Consider the following 24881-nt stretch of genomic DNA (forward strand, 5'->3'; position numbering starts at 1 on the left):
GCGCACGCTCGCGGCGGTGGGTCAGCCAAGACCGGATGATGGCGTCAATGCTGACCTCGGCTTATGGTGAGTGACATGGGTCCGAATGTCGCCGAGTACTTCGACGTACTGATCATCGGCGCCGGATTCTCGGGCATCGGTGCTGCCCACCGCATACACGAGCGCAACCCGCAGCTGAGCTATGCGGTACTCGAACGGCGCGCGCGAGTCGGCGGAACATGGGACCTGTTCCGTTACCCGGGCGTGCGCTCAGACAGCGATATCTACACGCTGTGCTTTCCGTGGGAGCCCTGGACACGGCCCGAGATGATCGTCGACGGTGACCATATCTGGGAGTATCTCGACGAGACGGCGCGCAAGCATCACATCGACGAGCACATCCGATTCGACACGCACGTGCGTTCGGCCGACTGGAGCTCCGACACCGACACCTGGACGGTGCAGACCGGGCGGGACGGCGCCGAAAAGACGTACCGATGCCGATTCCTGTTCTTCGGGACCGGCTATTACGACTATGACTGCCCATATAACCCGACGTTCCCGGGTATTGCGGAGTTCGCCGGAGAGGTGATCCACCCGCAACACTGGCCGGAGTCATTCGAGTATGCCGGCAAGCGAATCGTGGTCATCGGCAGCGGCGCTACGGCGGTCAGTCTGATCCCGTCGTTAGCCGAAAAAGCGGCGCACGTGACGATGCTCCAACGCACGCCGTCCTACATGATCTCCGCGGTGAAGAAGGAGCCGACGGCGATTGCGCTGCGGAAAGCGTTGCCGCTGCGGGTCGCTCACTGGATCGTTCGGTGGCGCAACGCATTCGTCGCCCAGCTGATGTGGGTTGTCGCGCGCAAGACGCCCGAATTCAGCAAGCGGGCGCTGCGCCGCATCGCGGAGCGCAATCTGCCCGAAGGCTATCCCATCGACACCCACTTCACGCCGCCGTACGACCCGTGGGATCAGCGCTTGTGCTTCATCGTGGAGGGTGACCTGTACAAAGCGATCAGTGACGGCAAGGTCGAGGTGGTGACCGACCACATCGATCACTTGGACGCCACCTGCATCGCGCTGAAGTCGGGGCGGCGCGTCGAAGCCGACATCGTTATCACGGCGACCGGGCTGCGGTTGCAAGCGCTGGGCGGCGTCACCGTTAGCATCGACGGCGAGAAGATCGATCCCCACGAGCACTTCCTGTACAGGCGACACATGCTCGAGGATGTTCCGAACATGGCCTGGAGCTTCGGTTACATCAACGCGTCCTGGACATTGGGCGCTGACCTGACTGCACGGTCTGTCGCAAATCTATTGGAGTACATGAACTCTCGCGGCTACACCCACGCATATCCGCACCTGGGCGAAACGGAGATGCCTGAGCAGCCGACGTTCCATCTGGAATCGGGTTACGTGAAACGTGGTCGACATGTGCACCCGAAATCCGGCACGCGTCGGCCGTGGAAGGTGAGCCACAACTTTTTGAGTGACGTACTGAGCAGGCGCTTCGAGCGCATCGAGGACTCAATGGTGTTCGGCCGTGCCCCGGCTGAACGCCGGGAGCCGCTTAGCGCGCCACACTCTGCAAGTGGATGAGTCTCGACGGGTGATAGGCCATGCCGGCGGTGTGCTCAGCCGAGGCAGTCGGCCGCGGTGGTGAGTTCGGCGGCCATGTTCTGCTCCATCATCCTCAGCGCCGCCGCACCCAGGTCGGCGTCGATGTGGGCGACGGCGTCGGTGGGAATCACCACCTGGAAGTGCCGCACGTAGGCATCGAGCGCGGTGTAGAGGATGCACTGCTCGGTGACCTGGCCGGTCAGGATCAACCGCTTGGTCTCGAGGCGGGCGAGTAGATACGCCAGCGCGGTCGCGTAGAAGGCGCTGTGACGGACCTTGGTCATGACGCGGCAATCCCCGGACGGCACGATCGGTTTCACCAGATCGGGCCGCGCGCCGTCGAGCGCGGAGCGAACGATGTCGGAGAACTGCGCGGTGAAATCGCCGTAGTTGTCGTTGACGTACACCAGGTCGACGTCGCCGGATTCGCGTGCGCGCCGGACCAAATCGGCCAGCGGGTCAATGATCTTGCCGACATTGGGTATTAGATCTTCAGCGTCGGGATGCTGATACGTATTCATCATGTCGATGACGACGACGGCGGTGTCGCTCATCTGTTGGGGATACCCGGCGCGTGCTTATTGACACCGGCCAGGCGACAATGGAAGGGCGATGGACTTTTACAACTGCTACAGCCAGGGGTTTGTCCGGGTTGCCGCGTGCACACACCACACCACGATCGGCGATCCGGCGGCCAACGCCGAGTCGGTCTTGCGGTTGGCCCGCGAGTGTCACGACGACGGCGTGGCCCTGGCGGTCTTCCCGGAGCTGACGCTGTCCGGTTACTCCATCGAAGACATCGTGCTGCAAGACCTGTTGCTCGACGACGTCGAAGCCGCCGTGTCCGACATCGTTGCCGCCTCGACCGATCTATTGCCGGTGCTGGTGGTCGGCGCCCCACTGCGCTATGGGCAGCGCATCTACAACACCGCCGTCGTCATCCACCGGGGCACGGTGCTCGGGGTGGCGCCCAAGTCGTACCTGCCGACCTACCGGGAGTTCTACGAGCGACGCCAGATCTCGCCGGGAGACGACGAGCGCGGCGTCATCCGGTTCGGCGATATCGAGGCTCCGTTCGGGCCCGATCTGCTGTTCGCCGCGTCGGACCTAGCCGACTTCGTGCTGCATGTCGAAATCTGCGAGGACATGTTTGTGCCGATTCCGCCCAGCGCGGAGGCGGCCTTGGCGGGCGCGACGGTGCTGGCGAACCTGTCCGGTAGCCCGATCACGATCGGGCGCGCCGAGGACCGCTGCCTGCTGGCCCGCTCGGCATCGTCGCGTTGCCTGGCCGCGTACGTCTACGCCGCCGCGGGGGAGGGCGAATCCACCACCGACCTGGCCTGGGACGGCCAGACCATGATCTGGGAGAACGGCGTGCAGCTCGCCTCGTCCGAGCGGTTCCCCAAGGGAGAGCGCCGGTCGGTCGCCGACGTCGACACCGGGCTGCTTCGCGCAGAGCGGATGCGGATGGGGACGTTCGACGACAACCGCCGTCACCATCGCGCGTCGGCGGAGTCGTTCCGCCGCATCGAGTTCAGGGTGGACCCGCCGGCCGGAGACATCGGACTGCGGCGCGTGGTCGAGCGCTTTCCGTTCGTCCCCGCCGATCCGCAACGGCTGCAACAGGATTGCTACGAGGCGTACAACATCCAGGTCGCCGGCCTGGAGCAGCGGCTGCGTGCCCTGAACTACCCGAAGGTCGTCATCGGGATTTCCGGTGGGCTGGATTCCACACATGCGCTGATCGTCGCCGCGCGGGCGATGGACCGCGAAGAGCGACCGCGCAGTGACATTCTGGCGTTCACGCTGCCCGGCTTCGCCACTGGAGATCGCACCAAGCGCAATGCGATCGAGCTGTGCCGCGCGCTCGATGTCACCTTCTCCGAGATCGACATCCGCGACACCGCGGCGCTGATGCTCAAGGAGATGGATCACCCGTTCTCGCGCGGCGAGAAGGTCTACGACGTCACCTTCGAGAACGTGCAGGCCGGATTGCGCACCGACTACCTGTTCCGGCTGGCCAACCAGCGCGGCGGCATCGTGCTGGGCACCGGTGATCTCTCCGAGCTCGGGCTGGGCTGGTCGACATACGGTGTCGGCGACCAGATGTCGCACTACAACGTCAACGGCGGCGTGCCCAAGACCCTGATCCAGCACCTGATCCGCTGGGTCATCTCGTCGGGCCAGTTCGAGTCGCAGGTCTGCGAGGTGCTGCAGTCGGTGCTCGACACCGAGATCACTCCGGAACTCGTCCCCAGTGGCGAAGAGGAGGAGCTGCAGAGCAGCGAGGCGAAGGTCGGACCATTTGCCCTGCAAGACTTTTCACTGTTCCACGTGTTGCGCTTCGGATTCCGGCCGTCGAAGATCGCGTTTCTGGCCTGGCATGCGTGGAGCGACCCCGAGCGTGGCAACTGGCCGGCCGGATTCCCCGAAGACAAGCGACCGTCCTATTCGCTCAAGGAGATCCGGCACTGGCTGGGCGTCTTCGTGCAGCGGTTCTACTCGTTCAGCCAGTTCAAGCGCTCGGCGTTGCCCAACGGGCCCAAGGTGTCTCACGGCGGAGCGCTGTCGCCGCGTGGGGATTGGCGCGCTCCGTCGGACATGTCCGCGCGCATCTGGCTCGACGAGATCGAGCGCGAAGTGCCCGAGGATTAGCACGCGAGCTCATGAGCCCGCCCGATAGCTGAGCGGGCCCTGAACTTTCAGGCCTTAGGCCTTTGCCCGGCGCCAACCCTGGTATTGCAGTTCGGCCAACACCAGCGTGCCGGCGCCGGCGGCCAAGTTCAAAACGACGCCGGCCGACGTCAACGGGAAGACATCGGTGAGCACGAAAGCAGTGGCACCGGCCGTGTATGCCAGGTTGGCGATGATGACGCCCATGCCGGCGCGCCGCACCGACGGCAAGGTGGCGAGCCAGAACACCACCATGCCGTAGGAAATCAAGAACGCGGCCATCCCGTATTCGAATGCCTTCGTGGTGCCCGAGATCTCGGCGAGCCAGCCGGCCAGCGGGATACCGGCTAGGCCAACCACTCCGCTGATGGCAGCGTCGGCCCGCATGACAAGGCGAAGCAAGCCGTCCCGGGCACTCGTACGGTCAATCGTGGTAGCGGACATGATGTTCCTTTCTCGATGGCAAACAGCGATCGCCGCCGACGTTGCCCGCAAACCACTGCCAGATCGACGCCAGGCACTGCCAAACTCTGCCAACCGCAGGTCACCCGGTGATGCACGCCGCGTGGGCGCGCCAGTCAGCACATCTCAGCTTCGCAACGCGGCCTCGATCGCCGAGGCGTCCGGTGCGCAGTCGCCGGCGCCGGGCACCTGTGTCGACAGCGCCGCCGCGGTACAGGCGCGCTGCAGCGCGCGCAGCCGCTCGGCTCGTGCGCCAGGGTTGCGTTGCCAGCTCGCGGCCAATACTCCGGCGAAGACGTCGCCGGCGCCGGTGGTGTCCGCCGCTTTGACGGCCGGGGCAGGTACCCAGAACTCGTCGTCGGCACTGACGCAGGTGGCGCCGCGTGCCCCCAAGGTGGTCACCAAGTGAGTTGGGCGCCAGGGCCATTCGTCGGCCTCGGCTTCGTTGGCGATCACCACGTCCGCCATGGAGGCCAATTCGGCCAGCATGCTTTGGTCCTGGCCGGCCGGAGAGGCATTGACCATGACGACGGCTCCCGCCGATCGGGCCGCACGAGCGGCGGCGACCGCCGTCGGAACCGGAATTTCCAACTGGGTCAACAACACCTCGCAACCGGTGATCACCGAGCGCGCGGCGGCGTCTAGCGTCAACCGCCCGTTAGCGCCCGGTGCCACCACGATGGTGTTCTCGGCGTCGGCGTCGACCACGATGATCGCCGTTCCGCTCGGTCCGGGAATCGCGATGGTGCCGTCGAGCCCAACCCCGTTGACCGAGAGGTGCGCCCGCAACTGTTCGGCGGCCGGATCGTCGCCGAGGGCGCCGACGAATTGCACGCTTGCGCCGGCGCGGGCGGCGGCAACCGCTTGGTTGCCGCCCTTGCCGCCGGGCGCGTAGCTCAACGACGACGCCAACACCGTCTCGCCGGGCCGCGGCAGGGCATTGACGTCGAATGTCAGGTCCATGTTCACGCTGCCAACGACGCAAACGCGTGCCATCCCGCCGACGTTAGTCGCGTCGCTCCCGCGTTGCGACGTCGAACGCTTAGTGCAAACGCCAATTTCTTGAGTTCCGCGCGCTAGTCTGCTGCGTTAGCGATGCCGAATCCAGAAAGGCGGAAGGCATTGACGTCGAGCGAGCTAAAAGACACCGAGCCGGCCCCCGATACGGCGACGGAAACCGCGCCGGAATCCGCCCCGGCCGAAAAGACCCCATGGCGCGCGCGGCGGCCGTTTGTGTGGCGCCGTTTCCGGTTCGGCATCCAGTCCAAGATCTTGGTGGCCATGCTGCTCGCGGGCATCCTCGGCGTCGCGGTGATCGGCCTCATCGGGGCGTTGACCGGCCGCGGCGCATTGCGGCAGGTGGAGTCCGAGCGGCTGATCGAATTGCGCGAGTCGCAGCGGCGGCAGATGGAGGCGCTGTTCAGGGAAGTGACGAATTCACTGGTCGTCTACAGCGGCGGATTCAGCATCAACGAGGCGACGGCGGCGCTTACCGCGGGCTTTAACCAATTGGCCAACGCCACGATCACGCCCGCGCAGCAGCAGGAGCTCGTCAATTACTACGACACTCAAATGATTCAGCCGATCAAACGCACAACCGGCGACATGATCGATGTGAACGCCGTGCTGCCGACTTCGCCCGCGCAGAAATACATTCAGGCGCACTACACCGCACCGCCCCGGCCGACCGCCGATTCGCTGCCCGTCGCGGATGCCGGCGACGGCAGCGCATGGTCGGCGGCGAACGCCCGCTTCGACTTCTACCTTCGCGATATCGTCACCCGCTTCGACTATCGGGACGCACTGCTGATCGACCTGCAGGGCAACGTCGTCTACAGCGTCATGAAAGGCCCCGACCTCGGCACCAATATCCAGACTGGCCCGTACCGGGAATCGAACCTGCGCGATGCCTACGAAAAAGCGTTGCGCTCCAACGACCTAGAGTTCGTCTGGATCACCGACTTCCAGCCCTATCAGCCGCAGCTCGACGCGCCGACCGCGTGGGTGGTGTCGCCGGTGGGCATGAACGGCAAAATCGACGGCGTGATGGCGCTGCCACTGCCGATCTCGAAGATCAACCAGATCATGACCGCCAACAAACATTGGCAAACCGCCGGCATGGGCCCCTCGACCGAGACGTATCTGGCCGGCCCCGACAACTTGATGCGTTCCGATTCACGGCTTTTCCTTGAGGACCCGAAGGAGTACCGGCGCGAGGCCATAGCCGCCGGCACCCCGCCCGACGTCGTGGACCGGGCGATCCGGCTGGGCGGCACCACCCTGGTCCAACCGGTTCCGAGCGCGGGTCTGCGCGCCGCCCAACGGGGCGAAACCGGCACCGTCACCGGAACCGATTACACCGGCAACCGGGAACTGGAAGCCTACGCTCCGCTGAACATTCCCAACTCCGACCTGCACTGGTCGATCCTGGCGACGCGCGACGATTCCGACGCCTTCGCGCGGCTGGGCCACTTCAGCAAGACCCTCGTCATTGCGGTCACCACGCTGGTTTTCGTCATCTGCGTGGCGTCGATGTTCATCGCCCAGGCGGCGGTGCGACCTGTCCGGCGCCTCGAGGAGGGCACGAGAAAGATCAGCTCCGGCGATTACGACATCAACATTCCGGCACGGGGACACGACGAAATCGGTGAGCTCACCGCGGCTTTCAATGAAATGAGCCGCAACCTCGCGATCAAGGAAGAGCTGCTCAACGAGCAACGCAACGAAAACAATCGCCTCCTGCTGACGCTGATGCCCGAGTCGGTTGTCCAGCGCTACCGCGAGGGTGAGGCGACCATCGCACAGAAGCATCAGGACGTCGCCATCATCTTCGCCGACATCGTCGGGCTCGACGAGCTATCCAACGATCTTGCGGGCCATGAATTGATCGGCATCGTCGAAGACCTGTTCCGCCAGTTTGACTCGGCGGCCGAAACCCTTGGCGTGGAACGGATCCGCACGTTCCACAACAGTTACCTGGCCACCTGCGGAGTGATCACCCCGCGACTGGACAGCATTCACCGAAGCGTGGACTTCGCGGTCGAAATGCGTCGCATCATCGATCGGTTCAACAGCCAGACAGGTCACGAGCTTGGCCTTCGGGTCGGCATCAACACCGGCAACGTGATCAGCGGACTGGTCGGCGGCTCGAGCCTGGTCTACGACATGTGGGGGGCCGCGGTAAGCCTGGCCTACCAAATGCACAGGGGCGCACCGCAACCCGGCATCTACGTCAGCTCCCAGGTATACGAAGCGATGCGAGACGTGCGCCAGTTCACACCTGCCGGAACGATTTCGGTGGGCGGAACCGATCAACCGATGTACCGGCTCTCGGAGCGATGATGAACACTTTTCACTCCTCGTGGTTCTACTGGTCGATCGGTATCGCGGTCGGATTTCCGCTCGGGCTGATCATTCTGACCGAGCTGCAGCAAACGCTCGCCCGCCGGCATAGTCACCTGGCTCGGCAGGTCAGCCTGCTGCGTAACTACCTGCTGCCGTTGGGCGCGCTGCTGCTGTTGCTCGTCAAGGCTTCGCAGATCCCGGCCGGGGAAGTCCCGGTGCGCATGCTCACCACGCTGTTCGGCTTCCTGGTGCTGGTGCTGCTGCTGTCCGGGCTCAACGCCACCGTTTTCGCGGCCGCGCCCGAAGAGAGCTGGCGCAAACGGCTGCCCGCGATCTTCCTCGACGTCGCACGCTTCGCCCTGATCGGTGTGGGCCTGGTTCTGATCCTGTCCTACATCTGGGGCGTCCGGATCGGCGGCTTGTTCACGGCCCTCGGCGTGACGTCGGTCGTCATCGGCCTGATGTTGCAGAACTCCGTCGGCCAGATCGTCTCGGGCTTGTTCATGCTGTTCGAGCAGCCCTTCCGGCTCGACGACTGGCTGGACACCGGGACCGTGCGCGGGCGCGTCGTCGAAGTGAACTGGCGGGCCGTGCACATCGACACCGGCAGCGGGATGCGGATCACGCCGAACGCGGTGCTGGCCACGACGGCGTTCACGAACCTCAGCCGCCCGCCGGGCTCCCACAAATTGGCGATCACGACCACATTTTCGGCGGCCGATCCGCCCGACCGCGTTTGCGCGATGCTGTCGCGGGTCGCCCGCGGGCTGCCGCAGCTCATGAGCGACAGCGTGCCGCGGTCGGTGCCGGTCGGCGGCGGCGAATACCGAACGACCATCCGGTTGGGCTCGCCGGCCGACGATGGCGCCGCGCGAACGACGTTTCTGCGCTGGATCTGGTACGCCGCCCGGCGCGAAGAGCTGCACCTCGACAACTGCGACGACGACTACTCGACCATCGAGCGTGTGGAGAAAGCGGTGCGCACCGTGGTGGCACCGGCATTGCGGCTCAACACCGACGAGCAGCGATCGCTGTATTCCTCGGCCAGGCTCGTCCGATACGGCGCCGACGAAACCGTCGAGTACGTAGGCCAGGTACCCGACGGGATGACGTTCTTGGTCGCGGGGCGCGTTCAGCTCATCGCGACCGCCGACGACGGGTCGGTAGTGCCGATCAGCACGCTCGTCGAGGGCTCGTTCCTCGGGTTGACGGCGCTGACTCGGCAACCGAACACCGCGAGCGCGTACGCTCTCGAGGAAGTGACCGCGTTGGAGATCGATCGCGAACACCTCGCGCATCTCGTCATGCGTGAACCGTTGCTGCTACAGAACTTTGGCCACATCCTCGAAGAACGCCAAAGCAAGGTGCGGCAGGCGCGGCGCGGTGAGCGCGTCGCGTGAGCCGGCGCCACCGGGCGCTGACGTGGGGCAGCCAAACTTGCCCAGGTAACGACCGATACCCTGGTTAAATGAGTCTGCAAGCACCGTCGCTTCCCGACTTGCGCCGAGAAGTCCATGATGCCGCCCGCCGCGCCCGGGTCGCTTCGCGCGTCCTGGCTTTGTTGCCGACGGTGGCCAAGGACCAGGCGCTCGAGTCCGCCGCCCAGGCGATAACCTCCCACGTCGATTTGATCCTGGCCGCAAACGCCGAGGATCTCGAGGGCGCCCGCGCCGCGGGCACACCGACCGCGATGCTCGACCGGCTGGCGTTGGACTCCAAGCGTGTCGACGGGATCGCCGCCGGCCTGCGCCAGGTCGCCGGGCTGCCGGACCCCGTGGGCGAGGTGCTGCGCGGCTACACGCTGCCCAATGGGCTGCAGCTGCGCCAGCAGCGGGTTCCGCTGGGCGTGGTCGGCATGATCTACGAGGGCCGGCCCAACGTCACCGTCGACGCGTTCGGTTTGGGGCTCAAGTCCGGCAACGCCGTATTGCTGCGCGGAAGTTCCTCGGCGGCGAGGTCGAACCAGGTCCTGGTCGAGGTGCTGCGGGCTTCGCTGGTGAGCGAGGATCTGCCCGCCGACTCGGTTCAGCTGCTTTCGGCCACGGACCGGTCCACCGTGACGCACCTGATTCAGGCCCGCGGCCTGGTCGACGTGGTGATTCCGCGTGGGGGAGCCGGCCTGATCGACGCCGTGGTCCGCGACGCGCAGGTGCCCACCATCGAGACCGGTGTGGGCAACTGTCACGTCTACGTGCATGAAGGCGCCGACCTGGAGGTGGCGGAACGGATCTTGCTGAACTCCAAGACCCGGCGGCCCAGTGTCTGCAACGCCGCCGAGACGCTGTTGGTGGACGCCGCGATCGCCGCGGAGGCCGTGCCGAGGCTGGTCGCCGTCCTGCAAGACGCCGGAGTGACGGTGCACCTCGACCCCGACGAGGAGAACCTGCGGCGCGAATACCTCTCGATGGACATCGCGGTGGCGGTGGTCGACGGCGTCGACGCCGCGATCGCCCACATCAACGAATACGGCACCGGACACACCGAGGCCATCGTGACTAGCAATATGGCTGCCGCACAACGATTTACCGATGGCGTCGATTCCGCGGCGGTGATGGTCAACGCGTCGACGGCGTTCACCGACGGCGAGCAGTTCGGTTTCGGTGCCGAGATCGGTATCTCCACTCAAAAGCTGCATGCCCGCGGGCCGATGGGATTGCCGGAATTGACCTCGACCAAATGGATCGCGTGGGGAGACGGCCACGTCCGTCCGGCCTGACGGCCAGTGCTTTAGGAGAACTGAGATTGTGAGTGTGCCCGCCCGGCCCGTGCCGCTGTTCGCGGACATCAATGACGTTTCGCGACGGCTGGCCGAAACCGGTTATCTGCCGGACACCGCCACCGCCACGGCCGTGTTCCTGGCCGATCGGCTCGGCAAGCCGCTGCTGGTGGAAGGCCCAGCTGGAGTGGGCAAGACCGAGCTGGCCCGCGCCGTCGCCCAGGCCACCGGGTCGGGTTTGGTCCGGCTGCAGTGCTACGAGGGCGTCGACGAGGCGCGGGCGCTGTACGAGTGGAACCACGCCAAGCAGATCCTGCGGATCCAGGCCGGCTCCGGAGACTGGGATGCGACCAAGAGCGACGTGTTCAGCGAGGAGTTCCTGCTGTCCCGGCCGCTGCTCACCGCCATTCGGCGCACCGAGCCGACCGTGTTGCTGATCGACGAGACCGACAAGGCCGACATCGAGATCGAGGGCCTGCTGTTGGAGGTGCTATCCGACTTCGCGGTGACCGTGCCGGAACTGGGCACACTGACGGCCGAGCGGGCGCCGTTCGTGTTGCTCACCTCCAACGCCACGCGCGAACTGTCGGAAGCACTCAAGCGCCGCTGCCTGTTCCTGCACATCGACTTTCCCAGCCCCGACCTGGAACGGCGCATCTTGTTGTCGCGAGTCCCCGAGCTGCCCGCGCATCTCGCCGAGGAATTGGTGCGCATCATCGGTGTCCTGCGCGGGATGCAGCTCAAGAAAGTGCCGTCCATCGCCGAAACCATCGACTGGGGCCGCACGCTGCTCGCGCTGGGCCTGGACACCATCGACGACGCGGTAGTCGCCCAAACGCTCGGCGTGGTCCTCAAGCACCAATCCGACCAACAACGCGCCAGTGGCGAGTTGCGGCTGAACTAGGGAGCTCCGATGGCCGTCCGCCGCATCCGCCCCACCAGGCCGCTCGCCCCGCACGGGCTGCCCGGCCATCTGGTGGGATTCGTGGAAGCGCTTCGCGGACAAGGAATTTCGGTCGGGCCGTCGGAGACGGTGGACGCGGGCCGGGTGATGGCCACCCTTGGGCTGGGCGACCGCGAGGTGCTGCGCGAGGGTATCGCCTGCGCGGTGTTGCGCCGCCCCGATCACCGTGAAACCTATGACGCCATGTTCGACCTGTGGTTTCCGCCGGCCTTGGGGGCGCGCGCGGTGGTCACCGAGGACGAGGCCGGAGACGCGGCGGCCGACGACTCCCTGCCGCCCGACGACGTCGAGGCGATGCGCCAGATGCTGCTGGACCTGCTAACGGAGAATCCCGACCTCTCCAACATGGACGAGCGCCTGGTCGCGATGATCGCGCGGATCGTCGAGGCCTACGGCAAATACAGTTCCAGTCGCGGCCCGTCATTCTCGTCGTACCAGGCGCTCAAGGCGATGGCGCTGGATGAGCTGGAAGGCAAGCTGCTGGCCGGACTTCTCGCCCCCTACGGTGACGAGCCCACGCCCACCCAGGAGCAGATCGCCAAAGCGCTTGCCGCGCAGAGGATCACCCAGCTGCGCAAGCTGGTCGACGCCGAGACCAAGCGGCGCACCGCCGAGCAACTTGGCCGCGACCACGTCCAGATGTACGGCATCCCACAGCTTTCCGAGAACGTCGAGTTCCTGCGCGCCTCCGGCGATCAGCTGCGCCAGATGCAGCGGGTGGTGGCTCCGCTGGCCCGTACCCTCGCGACCCGGCTCGCGGCCCGTCGGCGCCGCGCCCGCGCCGGGTCGATCGATCTGCGTAAGACGCTGCGCAAGTCGATGTCCACCGGCGGCGTGCCGATCGACGTGGTGTGGGCCAAACCGCGACCGGCGCGCCCGGAACTGGTCGTGCTATGCGACGTGTCGGGTTCGGTCGCCGGGTTCAGCCACTTCACCCTGTTGCTGGTACACGCGTTGCGCCAACAGTTTTCGCGCGTCCGGGTGTTTGCCTTCATCGACACCACCGACGAGGTGACCCACATGTTCGGGCCGGAAGCCGACCTGGCCGTGGCGATCCAGCGGATCACGCGGGAGGCGGGCGTCTACAGCCGCGACGGTCATTCCGATTACGGCAACGCTTTCGTTTCGTTCCTGCAGGCGCACCCGAATGTGCTGTCGCCGCGCAGTTCCCTGCTGGTGCTCGGGGACGGCCGCACCAACTACCGCGACCCGGCCATCGACGTCCTGACCGACATGGTGACCGCCAGCCGGCACGCGCACTGGCTCAACCCCGAGCCCAAACACCTGTGGGGTAGCGGCGACTCGGCGGTGCCGCGCTACCAAGAGGTGATCACGATGCACGAGTGCCGGTCCGCCAAGCAGCTGGCCGCGGTGATCGACCAGCTGCTACCCGTCTGACTTGTCGGGAACAACCGCCCGCCCGCGGGCCCCCGAGCTGCGGAATCGGACCTGATCGCGCGCTCAAGTAAGCTGGCAAATCGTGCAAAAGCAGCTGCGCAGGCTCGGAGTGATGGGTGGGACGTTCGATCCCATCCATTACGGCCACCTGGTCGCTGCCAGCGAGGTCGCCGACCTGTTCGACCTCGACGAAGTGGTGTTCGTGCCCAGTGGCCAGCCGTGGCAAAAGGACCGGCATGTGTCGGCCGCCGAGGACCGCTACCTGATGACGGTGATCGCCACCGCCTCCAACCCCCGCTTCTCCGTGAGCCGCGTCGACATCGACCGCGCCGGGCCCACCTACACCCGCGACACGTTGCGCGATCTGCATGCCCTGAACCCGGATTCCCAGCTGTACTTCATCACCGGCGCCGACGCGCTGGCCTCCATTCTGTCGTGGCAGGGCTGGGACGAGCTATTCGAGCTGGCGCGCTTCGTCGGGGTCAGCCGGCCGGGGTACGAGTTGCGCCACGACCACATCACCGGTGTCCTGGGCGAACTGGCCGAGGACGCGCTGACCCTGGTCGAGATTCCGGCGCTGGCGATTTCGTCTACCGACTGCCGTCAGCGCGCCGAACAACGCCGCCCTCTGTGGTACCTGATGCCCGACGGTGTCGTGCAGTATGTCTCGAAGCGCGGGCTTTACAGCAAGCCGGGCGCCGAGGGGTCGGCATGACCGCCACCCCGGAAGCCATCGGCATGGCGACGGTGGCGGCCGGCGCGGCCGCGGCCAAGCTCGCCGAGGATGTCGTCGTCATCGACGTCTCCGGCCAATTGGTGATCACGGATTGCTTCGTCATCGCCTCGGCGTCCAACGAGCGGCAGGTCAATGCGATCGTCGACGAGGTCGAGGAGAAAATGCGCAAGGCGGGCTACCGGCCCGCGCGCCGCGAGGGTGCCCGCGAAGGCCGCTGGACGCTGCTGGATTACCGCGACATCGTCGTGCACATCCAGCATCAGGATGACCGCAACTTCTATGCGCTGGACCGCCTCTGGAGCGATTGCCCCGTGGTGCCGGTGGATTTGGGCGAGAACGACGACTCGGCGAGCGCGCGATGAGGGTGCGTCGTCTGGTGATGTTGCGGCACGGGCAAACCGACTTCAACGCCGGTAGCCGCATGCAGGGGCAACTGGACTCCGCGCTGACCGACCTGGGCCGCGCGCAGGCGGTCGCCGCCGCCGAGGTGCTGGGCAAGCTGCAGCCGCTGCTGATCGTGTCGTCTGACCTGCATCGCGCCTACGACACGGCGATCAAGCTGGGGGAGCGGACCGGGCTGCAGGTTCGGGTGGATCGGCGGTTACGGGAGACCCACCTCGGCGACTGGCAGGGCCTGACGCACGCCCAGATCGATGCCGATGCCCCGGGCGCCCGCCTCGCGTGGCGCGAGGACGCGACGTGGGCGCCGCACGGCGGGGAAAGCAGGGTCGACGTCGCCGCGCGCAGTGTGCCGTTGATCGCCGAACTGGTGGCCGGCGAACCGGAATGGGGTGGGGCGGGTGAGCCTGGCCGGCCGGTGGTGCTGGTGGCCCACGGCGGGCTGATCGCCGCGTTGTCGGCCGCGCTGCTGAAGCTTCCTGTGTCGAGCTGGCCGGTCTTGGGCGGCATGGGCAACGCCAGTTGGGTTCAGCTGTCCGGCCATTCCGACGACTCCGACGTTCGCGACCTCGAGAGCATCCGCTTCCGCCTCGACGTGTGGAACGCCTCGGCTCAGGTGCCCAACGATGTCCTCTAAAACACGTCCGGTGCTGCTGATCTTCGCGGACTCGCTGGCCTACTACGGCCCAACCGGCGGATTACCCTCCGACGATGCTCGCATCTGGCCCAATATCGTTGCCTCACAACTGGATTGGGATGTGGAACTGATTGGGCGCATCGGCTGGACATGCCGCGACATCTGGTGGGCGGCGACCCAGGATCCCCGCGCGTGGGCGGCGCTGCCCCGGGCCGGGGCGGTGATATTCGCCACAGGCGGGATGGATTCACTGCCCTCGGTGCTGCCTACCGCGCTGCGCGAGCTGATCCGCTACGTGAGGCCACCGTGGCTGCGGCGCTGGGTCCGCGACGGCTATGGTTGGCTGCAGCCCAGGCTTTCGCCGGTGGCCAGGTCCGCGTTGCCGCCGCACTTGAGCGCCGAATACCTCGAACAGACCCGCGGCGCAATCGATTTCAATCGCCCCGGAATCCCGATCGTGGCGTCGCTGCCGTCGGTGCACATCGCGCAGACATATGGCAAGGCCCACCACGGTCGCGCGGGCACCGCCGCGGCGATCACCGAATGGGCGCAAAGCCACGACGTTCCCCTGGTCGATCTCAAAGCCGCTGTGGCCGAGCACATTATGAGTGGACGCGGCAACCCCGACGGAATTCACTGGAATTTCGAGGCCCACCAGGCCGTCGCGGAGCTGATGCTCAAGGCGCTGGCCGAGGCCGGCGTGTTGACCGAGAAACCACGCGGGTAGCGCATGTCCGTCGTGGTGGTAACCGATGCGTCGTCGCGGCTGCCGGCCGAGTTGCTCGAAAAGTGGTCGATACGCGTCGTTCCGCTGCACGTCTTGCTCGACGGCGACGACCTGCGCGACGGCCTCGACGAGATCCCCGACGATATCTACAAGCTGCACGCGACGACCGCGGCGGCCACGCCGGCCGAGCTGGCCAACGTCTACCAGGAGGCGCTTGCCGACAGCGACGGGAGCGGCGTAGTGGCAGTGCACATTTCGTCGGCGCTGTCGGGCACCTACGGCAACGCCGAACGGACCGCGGCCGATCTCGATCCGGCGATACGGGTCATCGACTCGAGGTCAGCCGCGATGGGCACCGGCTTCGCGGTGCTCGCCGCCGCACGTGCCGCGGCCACCGGCGGCGACCTGGAGACCGTAGCCGCCGCCGCGAATTCGGCCGTGGGCCGCAGTCACGCGTTCATCGTGGTGCACCGTCTGGACAACCTGCGGCGCAGCGGCCGGATCGGTGGCGCCACGGCGTGGCTTGGCACCGCTCTGTCACTCAAGCCATTGCTGCGCGTCGACGACGGCAAACTCGTTCTGGCCCAACGGGTGCGCACGGTGAGCAACGCGACCGCGGCGATGATCGATCGGGTCTGCGGGATCGTCGGCGATGGCCGTGCCGCGTTGGCGGTGCACCACGTCGCCAATCCCGACGGCGCGAGCGAGGTGGCCGCGACACTGGCGCGGCGGCTGCCGGCGTGCGAGCCGGCGATCGTCACCCCGCTCGGGCCGGTGCTCGCGCTGCACGTCGGTGCGGGAGCCGTCGCGGTGTGCCTGGAACTCCCGGAGGGCTAGTCCTCGGCCGAATTCGGGGGCTCGGCAAAGGGGACTTCCACGCCTTTTTGAAATGACAAAGCCCCACTTTGGACGATCAGCGCGGCGGCAAGCAGGGCAAGCCACAGCCAGGCTTCGGCCGGGGCGATATGTACGGACGGACTTGTATAGCGCAACCCCATGATGGAGCGCACCAAAGCGGCGGCTACGACGCCGACGGTGATGTACGGGACGACCGTTCGGACAAGTAGCGCAACACGTCCGGGCGGCGACTGCGACCGCCGTCCCCCAATTCCGGCGAACCACACCGCGGCGCACACGACCAGAATCGCCAGCGGCAGCGGAATCGCGAGCCGGTTGGCCCAGTCCCACAGCGGTTGAAGGGGCCGGTGTGTTTCCGGATCCCCCAGCGAGAGAGCGAGATGCGTGAGCGTGTCTTCGACGAAGAACACGGTAATCGGGGGAACGAATATTGCCAGGATGAAAACGCAGTGCTTGGCGAGCAGGCCGGCGGTGCCCGAAAAGAACTGCACGACAGCGTAAAGCAACATATAGATGGACGCCGCGAACGAAACGGCGGTCAGCACCTCCGCGGACGCGGCCCGGCCGGAGATCAGCGCGCACCCGTTCTCACCGGCAAGCAAGCTATAGCGCAGGGTCGTCAGCAACAGGCCCAGAAACGCACACACCAGTGCGATTCCCACTTGGGTCTCATGTTCCACCTCGCGCGGCTCCAGCGAGCGAGCGTCCGAGCGGCGCCGATAGGCGCGGTCAATCACGAGATTGACGACGACAAAGGCAAAACCGGCGAGGATGCCAGTTAACTGCGCGTAGCTCCTGGCCACGAGCGATATGTCGAAGCCAGTCCACAGGAAGCAGGAGTCAGCGAGGTGCACCGTGCCCATTGTCGGGATAATAGCGGCACCGAACGGCCCAGTGCGTCAAGTTCGTCGGGCGTTGTCACCGCGCGGATGGACAACCTGCGGCCACCAGAACCAACGTCCCAGCAGGGTAGCGATCGACGGCATCAACAGCGTGCGCACAATCAGCGTGTCGAGCAACAGACCAATGCAGACGGTCGACCCGAACTGACCCAACACCCGCAGGTCGCTACCCAGCATGGACGCCATGGTGAACGCGAACACCAGACCCGCCGCGGTCACCACCCCGCCGGTCCCGGCCATCGACCGGATGATTCCGGTCTTCAGGCCACCATGGATCTCCTCCCTGAACCGGGAGACCAGCAGCAGGTTGTAGTCGGAACCGACGGCCAACAGGATGATGACCGATAGCGCCGCGACGATCCAGTGGATCTTGATGCCGAACAGATCCTGCCAAATCAGCACGGACAGGCCGAATGACGCCGCGATGGAGCTGGCGGCGGTGCCCACGATCACCATCGCCGCGACCACGCTCCTGGTGAGCAGCAGCATGATCATGAAGATCAGCGTGAGGGCCGACACCACCGCGATCATCAGGTCGAATTTCGCGCCGTCGTGCATGTCCTTGAAGGTCGCGGCCGTGCCGCCGAGATAAACCTTGGCGTCCGACAGCGAGGATTGCTTCAGGCCCTCCTGCGCGGCGGTCCGCTCCGCGGCGACGCGCGAGATCCCTTCCGGGGTCATCGGATCGCCCTGATGGGTGATGAAGAAGCGCGCCGACTTACCGTCCGGCGACAAGAACATTCGCAGGCCCGTCTGGAAGTCCGGATTCTGGAAGGCCTCCGGCGGCAGGTAGAAGAAGTCGTCGTTCTTGGAGGCGTCGAAACTCTGCCCCATCACGATCGCGGTATCGCTCATGGCCTCCATCTGATCGATCATCGCCTTGAACGTCTGATACAACGTCAGCGTGATTCCCCGGGTCGTCTTCAGCGTCGCAATCAGCATGGGGAACAGCGCCATCAGGTCGTGTGTGGCCGAGGCGGTGTGCTGGATGTCGGCCGTGAGGTCGTGAAACTTCTCGGCAAGCTGGTCGAAGCCGTCCAACGAGTCGAACAGAGACCGGGTCGACCAGCAGAGGGGAATGTCGTAGCAGTGCTTTTCCCAGTAGAAGTAACTGCGCATCGGCCGCCAGAAGTCGTCGAAATCCGCGATGTGGTTGCGCAACGTATCGGTGATTTCCGACGTTTCTGCCGTGGTCCTCGCGCTGTCGTCAGCGGCCTTGGAAAGATCTTGCGACACTTCGTATTGGCGCTGCGTGACGTTGATTTGGTCCTGCAGCAAGTCCGCCATCTTGAGGATGTCAGCCATGCGGTCCTTGAGGAAGGCCATGTTTTGCATCGTCGTCTGACTCTGCATGCTGTTCTGGAACGGAATCGAGCTGTGCTGGATCGGAATGCCCAGCGGCCTTGTGATGTCCTGGACCATCGCGATGCCCACCGTGCGCATCACGTTCTTGGCCACCCTGTCCAACACCAGCATGTCGGCCGGATTTCGCATGTCGTGGTCGGCTTCGACCATCAACATGTCGGGATTCATCCGCGCCTGCGAGAAATGCCGGTCCGCCGCCGCTTGCCCGAGATTGGACGGGGCGGAGGTCGGCAGGTAGTACCGGTCGTTGTAGCTCGTGACGTAGCTGGGCAGGGCGACCATGCCGACCAGCACGACCGCTGTGCTGATCGCCAGAACCGGTGCGGGCCAACGCACTACCGCGGTGCCCACCCGCCGCCACAGCCGACCCCGCTTGACCGCCCGCTTGGACTCGAAGAAATGGAAGCGACTGCCCACGAACACGACCGCCGGTCCCAGCGTGAGGCCGGCCAACACCACGACCAGCATGCCGATCGCGACGGGTGCGCCCATGGTGTTGAACCAGGGCAGGCGCGCAAAACTCAGGCAGTACGTCGCCCCGGCGATCGTCAGGCCTGACCCCAGGACGACCGGAGCCACCCCGCGAAATGTGGTGTAGTACGCGGTTTCTCGGTCCTCGCCAGCGCGCAGCGCCTCTTGATAACGGCCGACGAGGAAGATCCCGTAGTCGGTGCCCGCCGCGATCGCCAACATGGTCAGGATGTTGGCGGCGAACGTCGTCAGCCCGAATGCGTTGTGATAGGCCAGAACCGCGACGACTCCCCGCGAACACGCCAATGCGACGAAGGTCATGAACAACTGAACCAGCGTCGTGACGATGGAGCGGTAGACCAGCAGCAGCATGATCGCGATCGCGCCCAGCGTGAACAGAGTGATCTTGGCCAGGCTCGCGTTACCGATGAGGTGCATGTCATCGGACAGCGCGGCGGGACCGGTGACGTAGGCCTTCACCCCGGGCGGCGCCTGATTGCGATCGATCACCTTGCGGACGGCGTCCACCGATTCGTTCGCCTGCGTCGTGCCTTGGTTGCCGGCGAGGTTCAACATGACGTAGGCGCCCTTGGCGTCGGCGCTCTGCGCCCCCGCCGCGGTTAGCCGGTCTCCCCAGAAGTCCTGGATGTGCTGGATGTGCTGGGGATCCTGGCGCAGTTGGCGGATCAGGTTGTCGTAGTAGCGATGCGCGTCGTCGCCGAGGGGTTTCTGACCTTCCAGCACGATCATCACGGTGCTGTTGGAATCGAATTCGTGGAAGTTGTGGCCCAGCAGCATCATCGCCTTCATGGACGGCGCGTCCAGTGGCGTCATCGGCGCCGAGTGCGCCTCGCCGACGACTTCCAAACGCGGGACGATGACGTTCACCAGAACCGTCACGAAGACCCAGCCCAGGATGATGGGCACCGCGAAGATGCGGATCGTGTGGGGGAGGGCCGGGCGGTGGCCGCGCGCCGGCTTGCCGGGACTCTGCGCGCGGATTGGGCCGGTGTCCGCGTCCGCGGCGGTCATCTGGCTCCTGTTGTTCACCTCGCTCATGCGGACTTCACCAGGCAGAAGGTCTGGGCGTTGTGGCCGTCGGAGTTCTGCTGTTCGCGCACGACGCCGTCCACGGTGATTTTGCAGCCGATGGTGCTGCCGTCACTTTGCGCCATGATGTTGGCGCTGACCGAGGGCAGTGTCGTCGAAATCGTGGTGGACCATGGCAGCGGCGCGGCGTTGACCTGGTGAGTGTTGGCGTTCTCGTCCCAGTAGTTGATGTTGGCGGTGGCGCCCGGTGGGCCGGACACCTCGTACACGACCACCTTGGGGTTGAACTGCACGATCTCGATCCCCGCGCCGGCGTTCGCGTTGAGGTCCTGCGAGCCGAAGATCTTGTGCAGGCGCATCACGACCAGGCCCGAGACGGCGAGGACGACGACGAGCAGCAGCGGTATCCAGGCTCGTTTCAACACGCGGGTCAGCGCACCGGTCGTTGAAGCTGGACTCGTCATCACCGGACCGCCTTCCGCTCACCGCTGGCGGGCCTGCCGTCCCGCCCGAAAGCTCACCACCGTCGTCGGCGACGTCCATTGTCGCCAGGAACCTTTGCTCGGCTAAGTATGCTAACTCTTAGAGGACGGAAGCGTTCCTCCGGGTGTGCCGGATGTGACAGAGATCTAGCGCGCTACCCGTCCCGTCACCGGCGGCAAGTCCGCCAAGGTCGCGATGCCGGGCTTTGCGGCCACCACCGCCGGGACTGCATTGGTAACCGGCATCGCGGTGTAGATCATTCCCAGACCCATGAACCCGGGCTCAGTCCAATCCTTCGGTGGCAGGCAGTGCAGGACGGTGCGCATGTTCGGCAGCCCGAAAACCTGGATGACGTGGCCGTGCTCGAGCGGCTTGGGCGGCACCACATGGCTGCCCATGACCCAGTTGAATCCCACGCTGACGACGTTGCGGTCGCCTTCCCAGCCGCGGTGGTAGCCATAGACGCTGCCGACCGTCCCCGCAGGAATCTTCATGAAGCCCAGATCGGAATCGGCGGTGGCCGCGGTGAAGGTGACATCGAAGGTCATCTTGTCCAGCTTCGCGCCGATCGCGTCGGCCATCATCGCCGCGGACTCCGCGAAGACCTCGCTTTCCCGGCGAACGCTGTCGGCCAGTCCCGGGGTGTCGGGATCTTGCGAGAACCCCATCGCCGTCTGGGTTTCCGCCGACTCGTAGGTCGAGCAGTCCACCGATTCGGTGATCCGGATCTCGTCGACGCGCTCGCAGGACGCGGACAGCACCATGCCGACCATGTTCGTCATCCCGGGGTGCGCGCCGCTGCCGAAAATCGTCGAATTGCCTTTCCGGCAGGCGTCCTCGATGCGCGTACGGTCCTGCGGTGTGTGCTTGCCGCCGGTGATCCACGCCGCGCTGGTGCACACGTTGACGCCGGATTCCAGCAAGCGGACTAGTTCGTCGACGTTGGGCCACAACGGGTTATAGCAACACGCGTCGGGCCTCAGCGCGAGCAGCGCGTCGACGTCGTTGGTCGCCTCCACTCCGGTCGGCTCCGGCCAGCCGGCCAGTTTGGCGGCGTCGACACCGACCTTGTCCTGCCCATGCGCGTAGACACCGACCAGCTCCATGTCGGGCCTGCCGATGATGGCGTGCAGCGATCGCCGCCCGATATTGCCGGTCGTCCACTGGATCACGCGCAGCGGACGGTCTTCTCCAGTGGCGCTCATCGGGTGCTCCTTTGTCGTAGGCGCTCTGCGTTCAGTCGCTGATATCGAATCCGGCGACCACCTTGGTCGGGCGCACGCGCACCACCAGTTCGCCGGGAACGGCGTTGCGGCGGCCGAACTCGTCGGCGCGGTCGGCGCCCATGTACCGCGCGCCGGTCCTGGTGGTGAAGTCCAGCACGTCCGCGGGATCGTCGCTCGTCGTCGCCACGCCCTGCACCTGCACGAACGAATAGGGCGGGTGCGGGTCGTCGACGCAGACGGCGACCCGCGAATCACGCGCCAGGGCACGGCCTTTCGAAGTATCGCGGCCGGTTGTGAACACCAGCTGGCCGCCGTCTTGCTCCATATCCAAGACAAACCACACCGGCGCGACCAGCGGCCTGCCGTCGGCGGCAACGTAGGCCAGCATCCCGGTGCGGGTGCCGGCCGACAGGAACTCGACGACCCTGTCTGACAGCTGCGGCGGCTCGGACATGGCGCTAGAGCCGAGCCAGGTCGTAGTCGGCGATGTGATCGATGAGCACCTGCAGGTGGTCCTGCGAGGAGCCCAGCGTGTGCTCGATCGCGGTGAGCCGGGCGGCGTAGTGGGCGACCGGATACTCGGCGGTCATGCCGATGCCGCCGTGCAACTGGATGGCCTCCTGCGCGATGTGCCGTGCGGACCGGCCGATCTGCAGCTTGGCGCGCGACGCGATCACCGGGTCGAGGTTGCCGTCGGCGATCGACATCGCGGCGTAGAAGCTCATGCTGCGGGCCAACTCCAGCGACACGTACATGTCCGCGGCGCGCTGGGTGAGCGCCTGGAATTTGTTGAGCGTGACACCGAACTGCTTGCGGCTCTTGAGGTAATCGGTGGTCAGACGCAGCGCTTCCTCCATCGCGCCGACGGCTTCGCAACACAACGCCGACTGGATGCGGACGAGCGCGTCGAGGATGGCGGGCGAGGCGTCCTCCGCGTCGCCGAGGGGCTCGGCGGGCGCGGAGTCCAGATCGATCTGGGCGCCGCGCTGGCCGTCGAAGGTCGGGTAGGGGTGCCGGGTGACCGCATCGCCGTCGACCAGGAACAATCCCGTTCCGCCGTCGGGCAATGCGGCGCTGACCACCAGCGTGTCGGCGCAGTCGCCGGCCGGGACCGGGTTCTTCGTTCCGGTCAGGGTCCACGAATCGCCTTGCCGCGCAGCCTGCGTGGAGACGGTCGCGGTCGGTTTCCGGTGACGGGTCTCCAAATGGGCGAACGCGAGCAACTTTTGGCCGGCCGCAACCTCGTCCAGCAGTTGCTTTTGCGCGTCGCTGCCACGTTCGGCGATCAGCGCGCCGGGGGCCAGGGCGGCGTGCACGACGGGTTCGGGAGCCAGCCGCCGCCCGATCTCGGTGAGCACCACCATGATCTCGATCTGGCCCGCCTCGTCCGGCTCGAACCCGAGGCCCAGAATCCCGGTGTCGGCGAGCTGGCTCCAGACGTCGCGGCTCCAGCCGAGCTCGCTCTCGATGATCTTGTTGCGGCTCTCGGGATCGTAGGTGCGCGACAGGAGGTCGCGGGTGGTGTCGCGGAGCAGGGCCTGCTCGTCGCTCAGCTGAAAGTCCATGTCTGCCTCACAATCCCAGAATGGTGGACGCGATGATGTTGCGCTGCACTTCGTTGCTGCCGCCGTAGATCGACGTCTTGCGGTAGTTGAGGTAGCGCGGGGCGGCCGATTGCGCCCAGGCCGGTGACGCGATGTCGCCGCCGTCGACCGGCAGTGCGTCCGGTCCGGCGACTTCGACGAGCAGCTCGGTGGCGATCTGCTGCAGTTGGCTGCCGCGCATCTTGAGCACCGACGATGCCGGGTTGGGTTTACCGTCCGCGGAGTCCGTGGTTACCCGGGACTGCGTGAGTTCCAGTGCCAGCACCTCGTTTTCGGCCTCGGCCAGCCGCGCCGCGAACAGTGGGTCGTCGAGCAGACCGGTCTCGATGGCGTGCTTTTTCACCTCCGCGAGGCGGACCTTGGTGCGGCCGACCCCGGCGATGCCGGTGCGCTCGTTGCCCAGCAGGAACTTCGCGTAGGTCCAGCCCTGATTCTCTTCTCCCACAAGCTGATTGGCTGGCACCCGAACGTCTTCGAAGAAGACCTCGTTGACTTCGCGTCCACCGTCGATCGTCTTGATCGGGCGTAGCGTGATGCCCGGTGTTGCCATGTCGAAGAGCAGGAACGAAATGCCGGCCTGGCGCTTGGGCGCCTGCGGGTCGGTGCGCACCAGGCAGAAGATCCAGTCCGCGTACTGGCCCAGCGTGGTCCACGTCTTCTGCCCGTTGACGACATAGGTGTCGCCATCGCGGACCGCGGTGGTGCGCAGCGAGGCGAGGTCCGAGCCGGCCTCGGGTTCGGAGAACCCTTGGCACCACCAGATGTCGATGCTGGCCGTCGGGGGCAGGAAGCGTTCCTTGATTTCCTGGGACCCGAACTCGGCGATCACCGGGCCGACCATCTTGGTGTTGAAGTTCAGCGGCTCCGGGACGCACGCCAGTTGCATCTCGTCGGCCCAGATCTGGTACTGGGTCGGCGTCCAATCCTTGCCGCCCCATTCGACCGGCCAGTTGGGCACCGCGAGCCCGTGCTCGTTGAGGATCTTGTGGCTGGTGACGATGTGGTCCTTGGTCACCGGCGCCCCCTGGCGCACCGCCTCGCGGAGCTCCTCGGGGATCTGGGTGGTGTAGAAGGTGCGAAGCTCGTCGCGGAATGCGGCTTCCTCGGGTGTGAGCGCCAACTGCATGGCAGCCTCCTGTCGTCTGGGGGTGAAGCCGCGGATGGGGTTGCGGTCCCGGCCGGTCGCTTCGGCTTCTTATCTTGACCCATCGCCCGCTGTGCTTGTGCACAGCCTCGGGTTAGTCCACAAACGAGCGCCGCGAC

General features: G+C 65.9%; 22 protein-coding genes. 12 read left to right on the plus strand and 10 right to left on the minus strand.

Annotated elements, in window-relative coordinates; genetic code table 11:
* Positions 1–75 precede the first annotated feature (75 nt).
* On the plus strand, positions 76–1581 hold the full coding sequence (locus tag ACQI5H_RS21605; RefSeq protein ID WP_427081330.1) for a flavin-containing monooxygenase: 1506 nt from the start codon (positions 76–78) through the stop codon (positions 1579–1581).
* A 35-nt stretch (positions 1582–1616) separates the two neighbouring features.
* Here ACQI5H_RS21605 and ACQI5H_RS21610 read toward each other — a convergent pair whose 3' ends face one another.
* The gene (locus ACQI5H_RS21610; protein WP_427081331.1) at positions 1617–2156 is read right to left on the minus strand and encodes a cysteine hydrolase family protein; all 540 of its coding nucleotides are present in this window, start codon (positions 2154–2156) and stop codon (positions 1617–1619) included.
* A gap of 58 nt (positions 2157–2214) precedes the next feature.
* Between ACQI5H_RS21610 and ACQI5H_RS21615 the strand changes: the two genes are divergently transcribed.
* On the plus strand, positions 2215–4257 hold the full coding sequence (locus ACQI5H_RS21615) for an NAD(+) synthase (RefSeq protein WP_427081332.1): 2043 nt from the start codon (positions 2215–2217) through the stop codon (positions 4255–4257).
* Positions 4258–4311: 54 nt separating this feature from the next.
* Here ACQI5H_RS21615 and ACQI5H_RS21620 read toward each other — a convergent pair whose 3' ends face one another.
* Together ACQI5H_RS21620 and ACQI5H_RS21625 are read right to left on the minus strand one after the other, a co-directional pair.
* The gene (locus tag ACQI5H_RS21620; protein WP_427081333.1) at positions 4312–4719 is read right to left on the minus strand and encodes a hypothetical protein; all 408 of its coding nucleotides are present in this window, start codon (positions 4717–4719) and stop codon (positions 4312–4314) included.
* 144 nt (positions 4720–4863) lie between these two features.
* Positions 4864–5733, minus strand: a complete 870-nt coding sequence (locus tag ACQI5H_RS21625; RefSeq protein WP_427081334.1) for a ribokinase — start codon at positions 5731–5733, stop codon at positions 4864–4866.
* Between the two features lie 126 nt (positions 5734–5859).
* Between ACQI5H_RS21625 and ACQI5H_RS21630 the strand changes: the two genes are divergently transcribed.
* The 10 genes from ACQI5H_RS21630 (at position 5860) to ACQI5H_RS21675 (ending at position 16496) form a co-directional block, all read left to right on the plus strand.
* Positions 5860–8079, plus strand: a complete 2220-nt coding sequence (locus ACQI5H_RS21630) for an adenylate/guanylate cyclase domain-containing protein (protein WP_427081335.1) — start codon at positions 5860–5862, stop codon at positions 8077–8079.
* A complete protein-coding gene (locus ACQI5H_RS21635; protein ID WP_427081336.1) occupies positions 8079–9482 on the plus strand; it encodes a mechanosensitive ion channel domain-containing protein in 1404 nt (467 codons plus the stop codon). Before ACQI5H_RS21630 ends, ACQI5H_RS21635 begins: the two co-directional genes overlap by 1 nt.
* Before the next feature lie 68 nt (positions 9483–9550).
* Positions 9551–10798, plus strand: coding sequence for a glutamate-5-semialdehyde dehydrogenase (locus tag ACQI5H_RS21640; protein WP_427081337.1), 1248 nt, complete (start codon positions 9551–9553; stop codon positions 10796–10798).
* 28 nt (positions 10799–10826) lie between these two features.
* Positions 10827–11702, plus strand: a complete 876-nt coding sequence (locus ACQI5H_RS21645; protein ID WP_076064394.1) for an AAA family ATPase — start codon at positions 10827–10829, stop codon at positions 11700–11702.
* A 9-nt stretch (positions 11703–11711) separates the two neighbouring features.
* Positions 11712–13160, plus strand: coding sequence for a vWA domain-containing protein (locus ACQI5H_RS21650; protein WP_427081338.1), 1449 nt, complete (start codon positions 11712–11714; stop codon positions 13158–13160).
* 94 nt (positions 13161–13254) lie between these two features.
* Complete coding sequence (gene nadD, locus ACQI5H_RS21655; protein ID WP_427081361.1) at positions 13255–13875, plus strand: nicotinate-nucleotide adenylyltransferase; 621 nt, start codon at positions 13255–13257, stop codon at positions 13873–13875.
* A complete protein-coding gene (rsfS, locus tag ACQI5H_RS21660; RefSeq protein WP_427081339.1) occupies positions 13872–14258 on the plus strand; it encodes a ribosome silencing factor in 387 nt (128 codons plus the stop codon). The genes nadD and rsfS overlap by 4 nt, the downstream gene beginning before the upstream one ends.
* The gene (gene gpgP, locus ACQI5H_RS21665) at positions 14255–14932 is read left to right on the plus strand and encodes a glucosyl-3-phosphoglycerate phosphatase (protein ID WP_427081340.1); all 678 of its coding nucleotides are present in this window, start codon (positions 14255–14257) and stop codon (positions 14930–14932) included. The genes rsfS and gpgP overlap by 4 nt, the downstream gene beginning before the upstream one ends.
* A complete protein-coding gene (octT, locus tag ACQI5H_RS21670; RefSeq protein WP_427081341.1) occupies positions 14922–15659 on the plus strand; it encodes a diglucosylglycerate octanoyltransferase in 738 nt (245 codons plus the stop codon). The genes gpgP and octT overlap by 11 nt, the downstream gene beginning before the upstream one ends.
* A 3-nt stretch (positions 15660–15662) precedes the next feature.
* On the plus strand, positions 15663–16496 hold the full coding sequence (locus ACQI5H_RS21675; protein ID WP_427081342.1) for a DegV family protein: 834 nt from the start codon (positions 15663–15665) through the stop codon (positions 16494–16496).
* Here the strand turns inward: ACQI5H_RS21675 and ACQI5H_RS21680 are convergent.
* The 7 genes from ACQI5H_RS21680 to ACQI5H_RS21710 all read right to left on the minus strand — a co-directional run bounded on the left by ACQI5H_RS21680 (position 16493) and on the right by ACQI5H_RS21710 (position 24744).
* Positions 16493–17380 (minus strand): hypothetical protein, encoded by an 888-nt coding sequence (locus ACQI5H_RS21680; protein WP_427081343.1) that lies wholly within the window; start codon positions 17378–17380, stop codon positions 16493–16495. The two genes, ACQI5H_RS21675 and ACQI5H_RS21680, sit on opposite strands and share 4 nt — an antisense overlap.
* Before the next feature lie 36 nt (positions 17381–17416).
* Complete coding sequence (locus tag ACQI5H_RS21685; protein WP_427081344.1) at positions 17417–20314, minus strand: RND family transporter; 2898 nt, start codon at positions 20312–20314, stop codon at positions 17417–17419.
* On the minus strand, positions 20311–20769 hold the full coding sequence (locus ACQI5H_RS21690; protein WP_427081345.1) for an MmpS family transport accessory protein: 459 nt from the start codon (positions 20767–20769) through the stop codon (positions 20311–20313). The genes ACQI5H_RS21685 and ACQI5H_RS21690 overlap by 4 nt, the downstream gene beginning before the upstream one ends.
* A gap of 165 nt (positions 20770–20934) precedes the next feature.
* Positions 20935–21993 (minus strand): dihydrodipicolinate reductase, encoded by a 1059-nt coding sequence (locus ACQI5H_RS21695; protein ID WP_427081346.1) that lies wholly within the window; start codon positions 21991–21993, stop codon positions 20935–20937.
* Between the two features lie 31 nt (positions 21994–22024).
* Entirely contained in the window at positions 22025–22468 is a 444-nt protein-coding gene (locus tag ACQI5H_RS21700) for a PPOX class F420-dependent oxidoreductase (protein ID WP_427081347.1), read from the minus strand.
* Positions 22469–22472: 4 nt separating this feature from the next.
* The gene (locus ACQI5H_RS21705) at positions 22473–23579 is read right to left on the minus strand and encodes an acyl-CoA dehydrogenase family protein (protein WP_427081348.1); all 1107 of its coding nucleotides are present in this window, start codon (positions 23577–23579) and stop codon (positions 22473–22475) included.
* A 7-nt stretch (positions 23580–23586) separates the two neighbouring features.
* Positions 23587–24744, minus strand: coding sequence for an acyl-CoA dehydrogenase family protein (locus ACQI5H_RS21710; RefSeq protein WP_427081349.1), 1158 nt, complete (start codon positions 24742–24744; stop codon positions 23587–23589).
* Positions 24745–24881 lie beyond the last annotated feature (137 nt).

It is taken from the genome of Mycobacterium heidelbergense (assembly GCF_050205645.1).
Classification (GTDB): domain Bacteria; phylum Actinomycetota; class Actinomycetes; order Mycobacteriales; family Mycobacteriaceae; genus Mycobacterium; species Mycobacterium heidelbergense_A.

What these genes read in the sequence shown, in the direction of transcription:
- ACQI5H_RS21695 (WP_427081346.1), bottom strand. Translation starts at nt 21,993, where the DNA reads ATGAGCGCCACTGGAGAAGACCGTCCGCTGCGCGTGATCCAGTGGACG.
- ACQI5H_RS21685 (WP_427081344.1), bottom strand. Translation starts at nt 20,314, where the DNA reads ATGAGCGAGGTGAACAACAGGAGCCAGATGACCGCCGCGGACGCGGAC.
- octT (WP_427081341.1), top strand. Translation starts at nt 14,922, where the DNA reads ATGTCCTCTAAAACACGTCCGGTGCTGCTGATCTTCGCGGACTCGCTG.
- ACQI5H_RS21700 (WP_427081347.1), bottom strand. Translation starts at nt 22,468, where the DNA reads ATGTCCGAGCCGCCGCAGCTGTCAGACAGGGTCGTCGAGTTCCTGTCG.
- gpgP (WP_427081340.1), top strand. Translation starts at nt 14,255, where the DNA reads ATGAGGGTGCGTCGTCTGGTGATGTTGCGGCACGGGCAAACCGACTTC.
- ACQI5H_RS21610 (WP_427081331.1), bottom strand. Translation starts at nt 2,156, where the DNA reads ATGAGCGACACCGCCGTCGTCGTCATCGACATGATGAATACGTATCAG.
- ACQI5H_RS21675 (WP_427081342.1), top strand. Translation starts at nt 15,663, where the DNA reads ATGTCCGTCGTGGTGGTAACCGATGCGTCGTCGCGGCTGCCGGCCGAG.
- ACQI5H_RS21710 (WP_427081349.1), bottom strand. Translation starts at nt 24,744, where the DNA reads ATGCAGTTGGCGCTCACACCCGAGGAAGCCGCATTCCGCGACGAGCTT.
- ACQI5H_RS21650 (WP_427081338.1), top strand. Translation starts at nt 11,712, where the DNA reads ATGGCCGTCCGCCGCATCCGCCCCACCAGGCCGCTCGCCCCGCACGGG.
- ACQI5H_RS21690 (WP_427081345.1), bottom strand. Translation starts at nt 20,769, where the DNA reads ATGACGAGTCCAGCTTCAACGACCGGTGCGCTGACCCGCGTGTTGAAA.
- ACQI5H_RS21635 (WP_427081336.1), top strand. Translation starts at nt 8,079, where the DNA reads ATGAACACTTTTCACTCCTCGTGGTTCTACTGGTCGATCGGTATCGCG.
- rsfS (WP_427081339.1), top strand. Translation starts at nt 13,872, where the DNA reads ATGACCGCCACCCCGGAAGCCATCGGCATGGCGACGGTGGCGGCCGGC.
- ACQI5H_RS21705 (WP_427081348.1), bottom strand. Translation starts at nt 23,579, where the DNA reads ATGGACTTTCAGCTGAGCGACGAGCAGGCCCTGCTCCGCGACACCACC.
- ACQI5H_RS21615 (WP_427081332.1), top strand. Translation starts at nt 2,215, where the DNA reads ATGGACTTTTACAACTGCTACAGCCAGGGGTTTGTCCGGGTTGCCGCG.
- ACQI5H_RS21620 (WP_427081333.1), bottom strand. Translation starts at nt 4,719, where the DNA reads ATGTCCGCTACCACGATTGACCGTACGAGTGCCCGGGACGGCTTGCTT.
- ACQI5H_RS21640 (WP_427081337.1), top strand. Translation starts at nt 9,551, where the DNA reads ATGAGTCTGCAAGCACCGTCGCTTCCCGACTTGCGCCGAGAAGTCCAT.
- ACQI5H_RS21625 (WP_427081334.1), bottom strand. Translation starts at nt 5,733, where the DNA reads ATGGCACGCGTTTGCGTCGTTGGCAGCGTGAACATGGACCTGACATTC.
- ACQI5H_RS21605 (WP_427081330.1), top strand. Translation starts at nt 76, where the DNA reads ATGGGTCCGAATGTCGCCGAGTACTTCGACGTACTGATCATCGGCGCC.
- ACQI5H_RS21680 (WP_427081343.1), bottom strand. Translation starts at nt 17,380, where the DNA reads ATGGGCACGGTGCACCTCGCTGACTCCTGCTTCCTGTGGACTGGCTTC.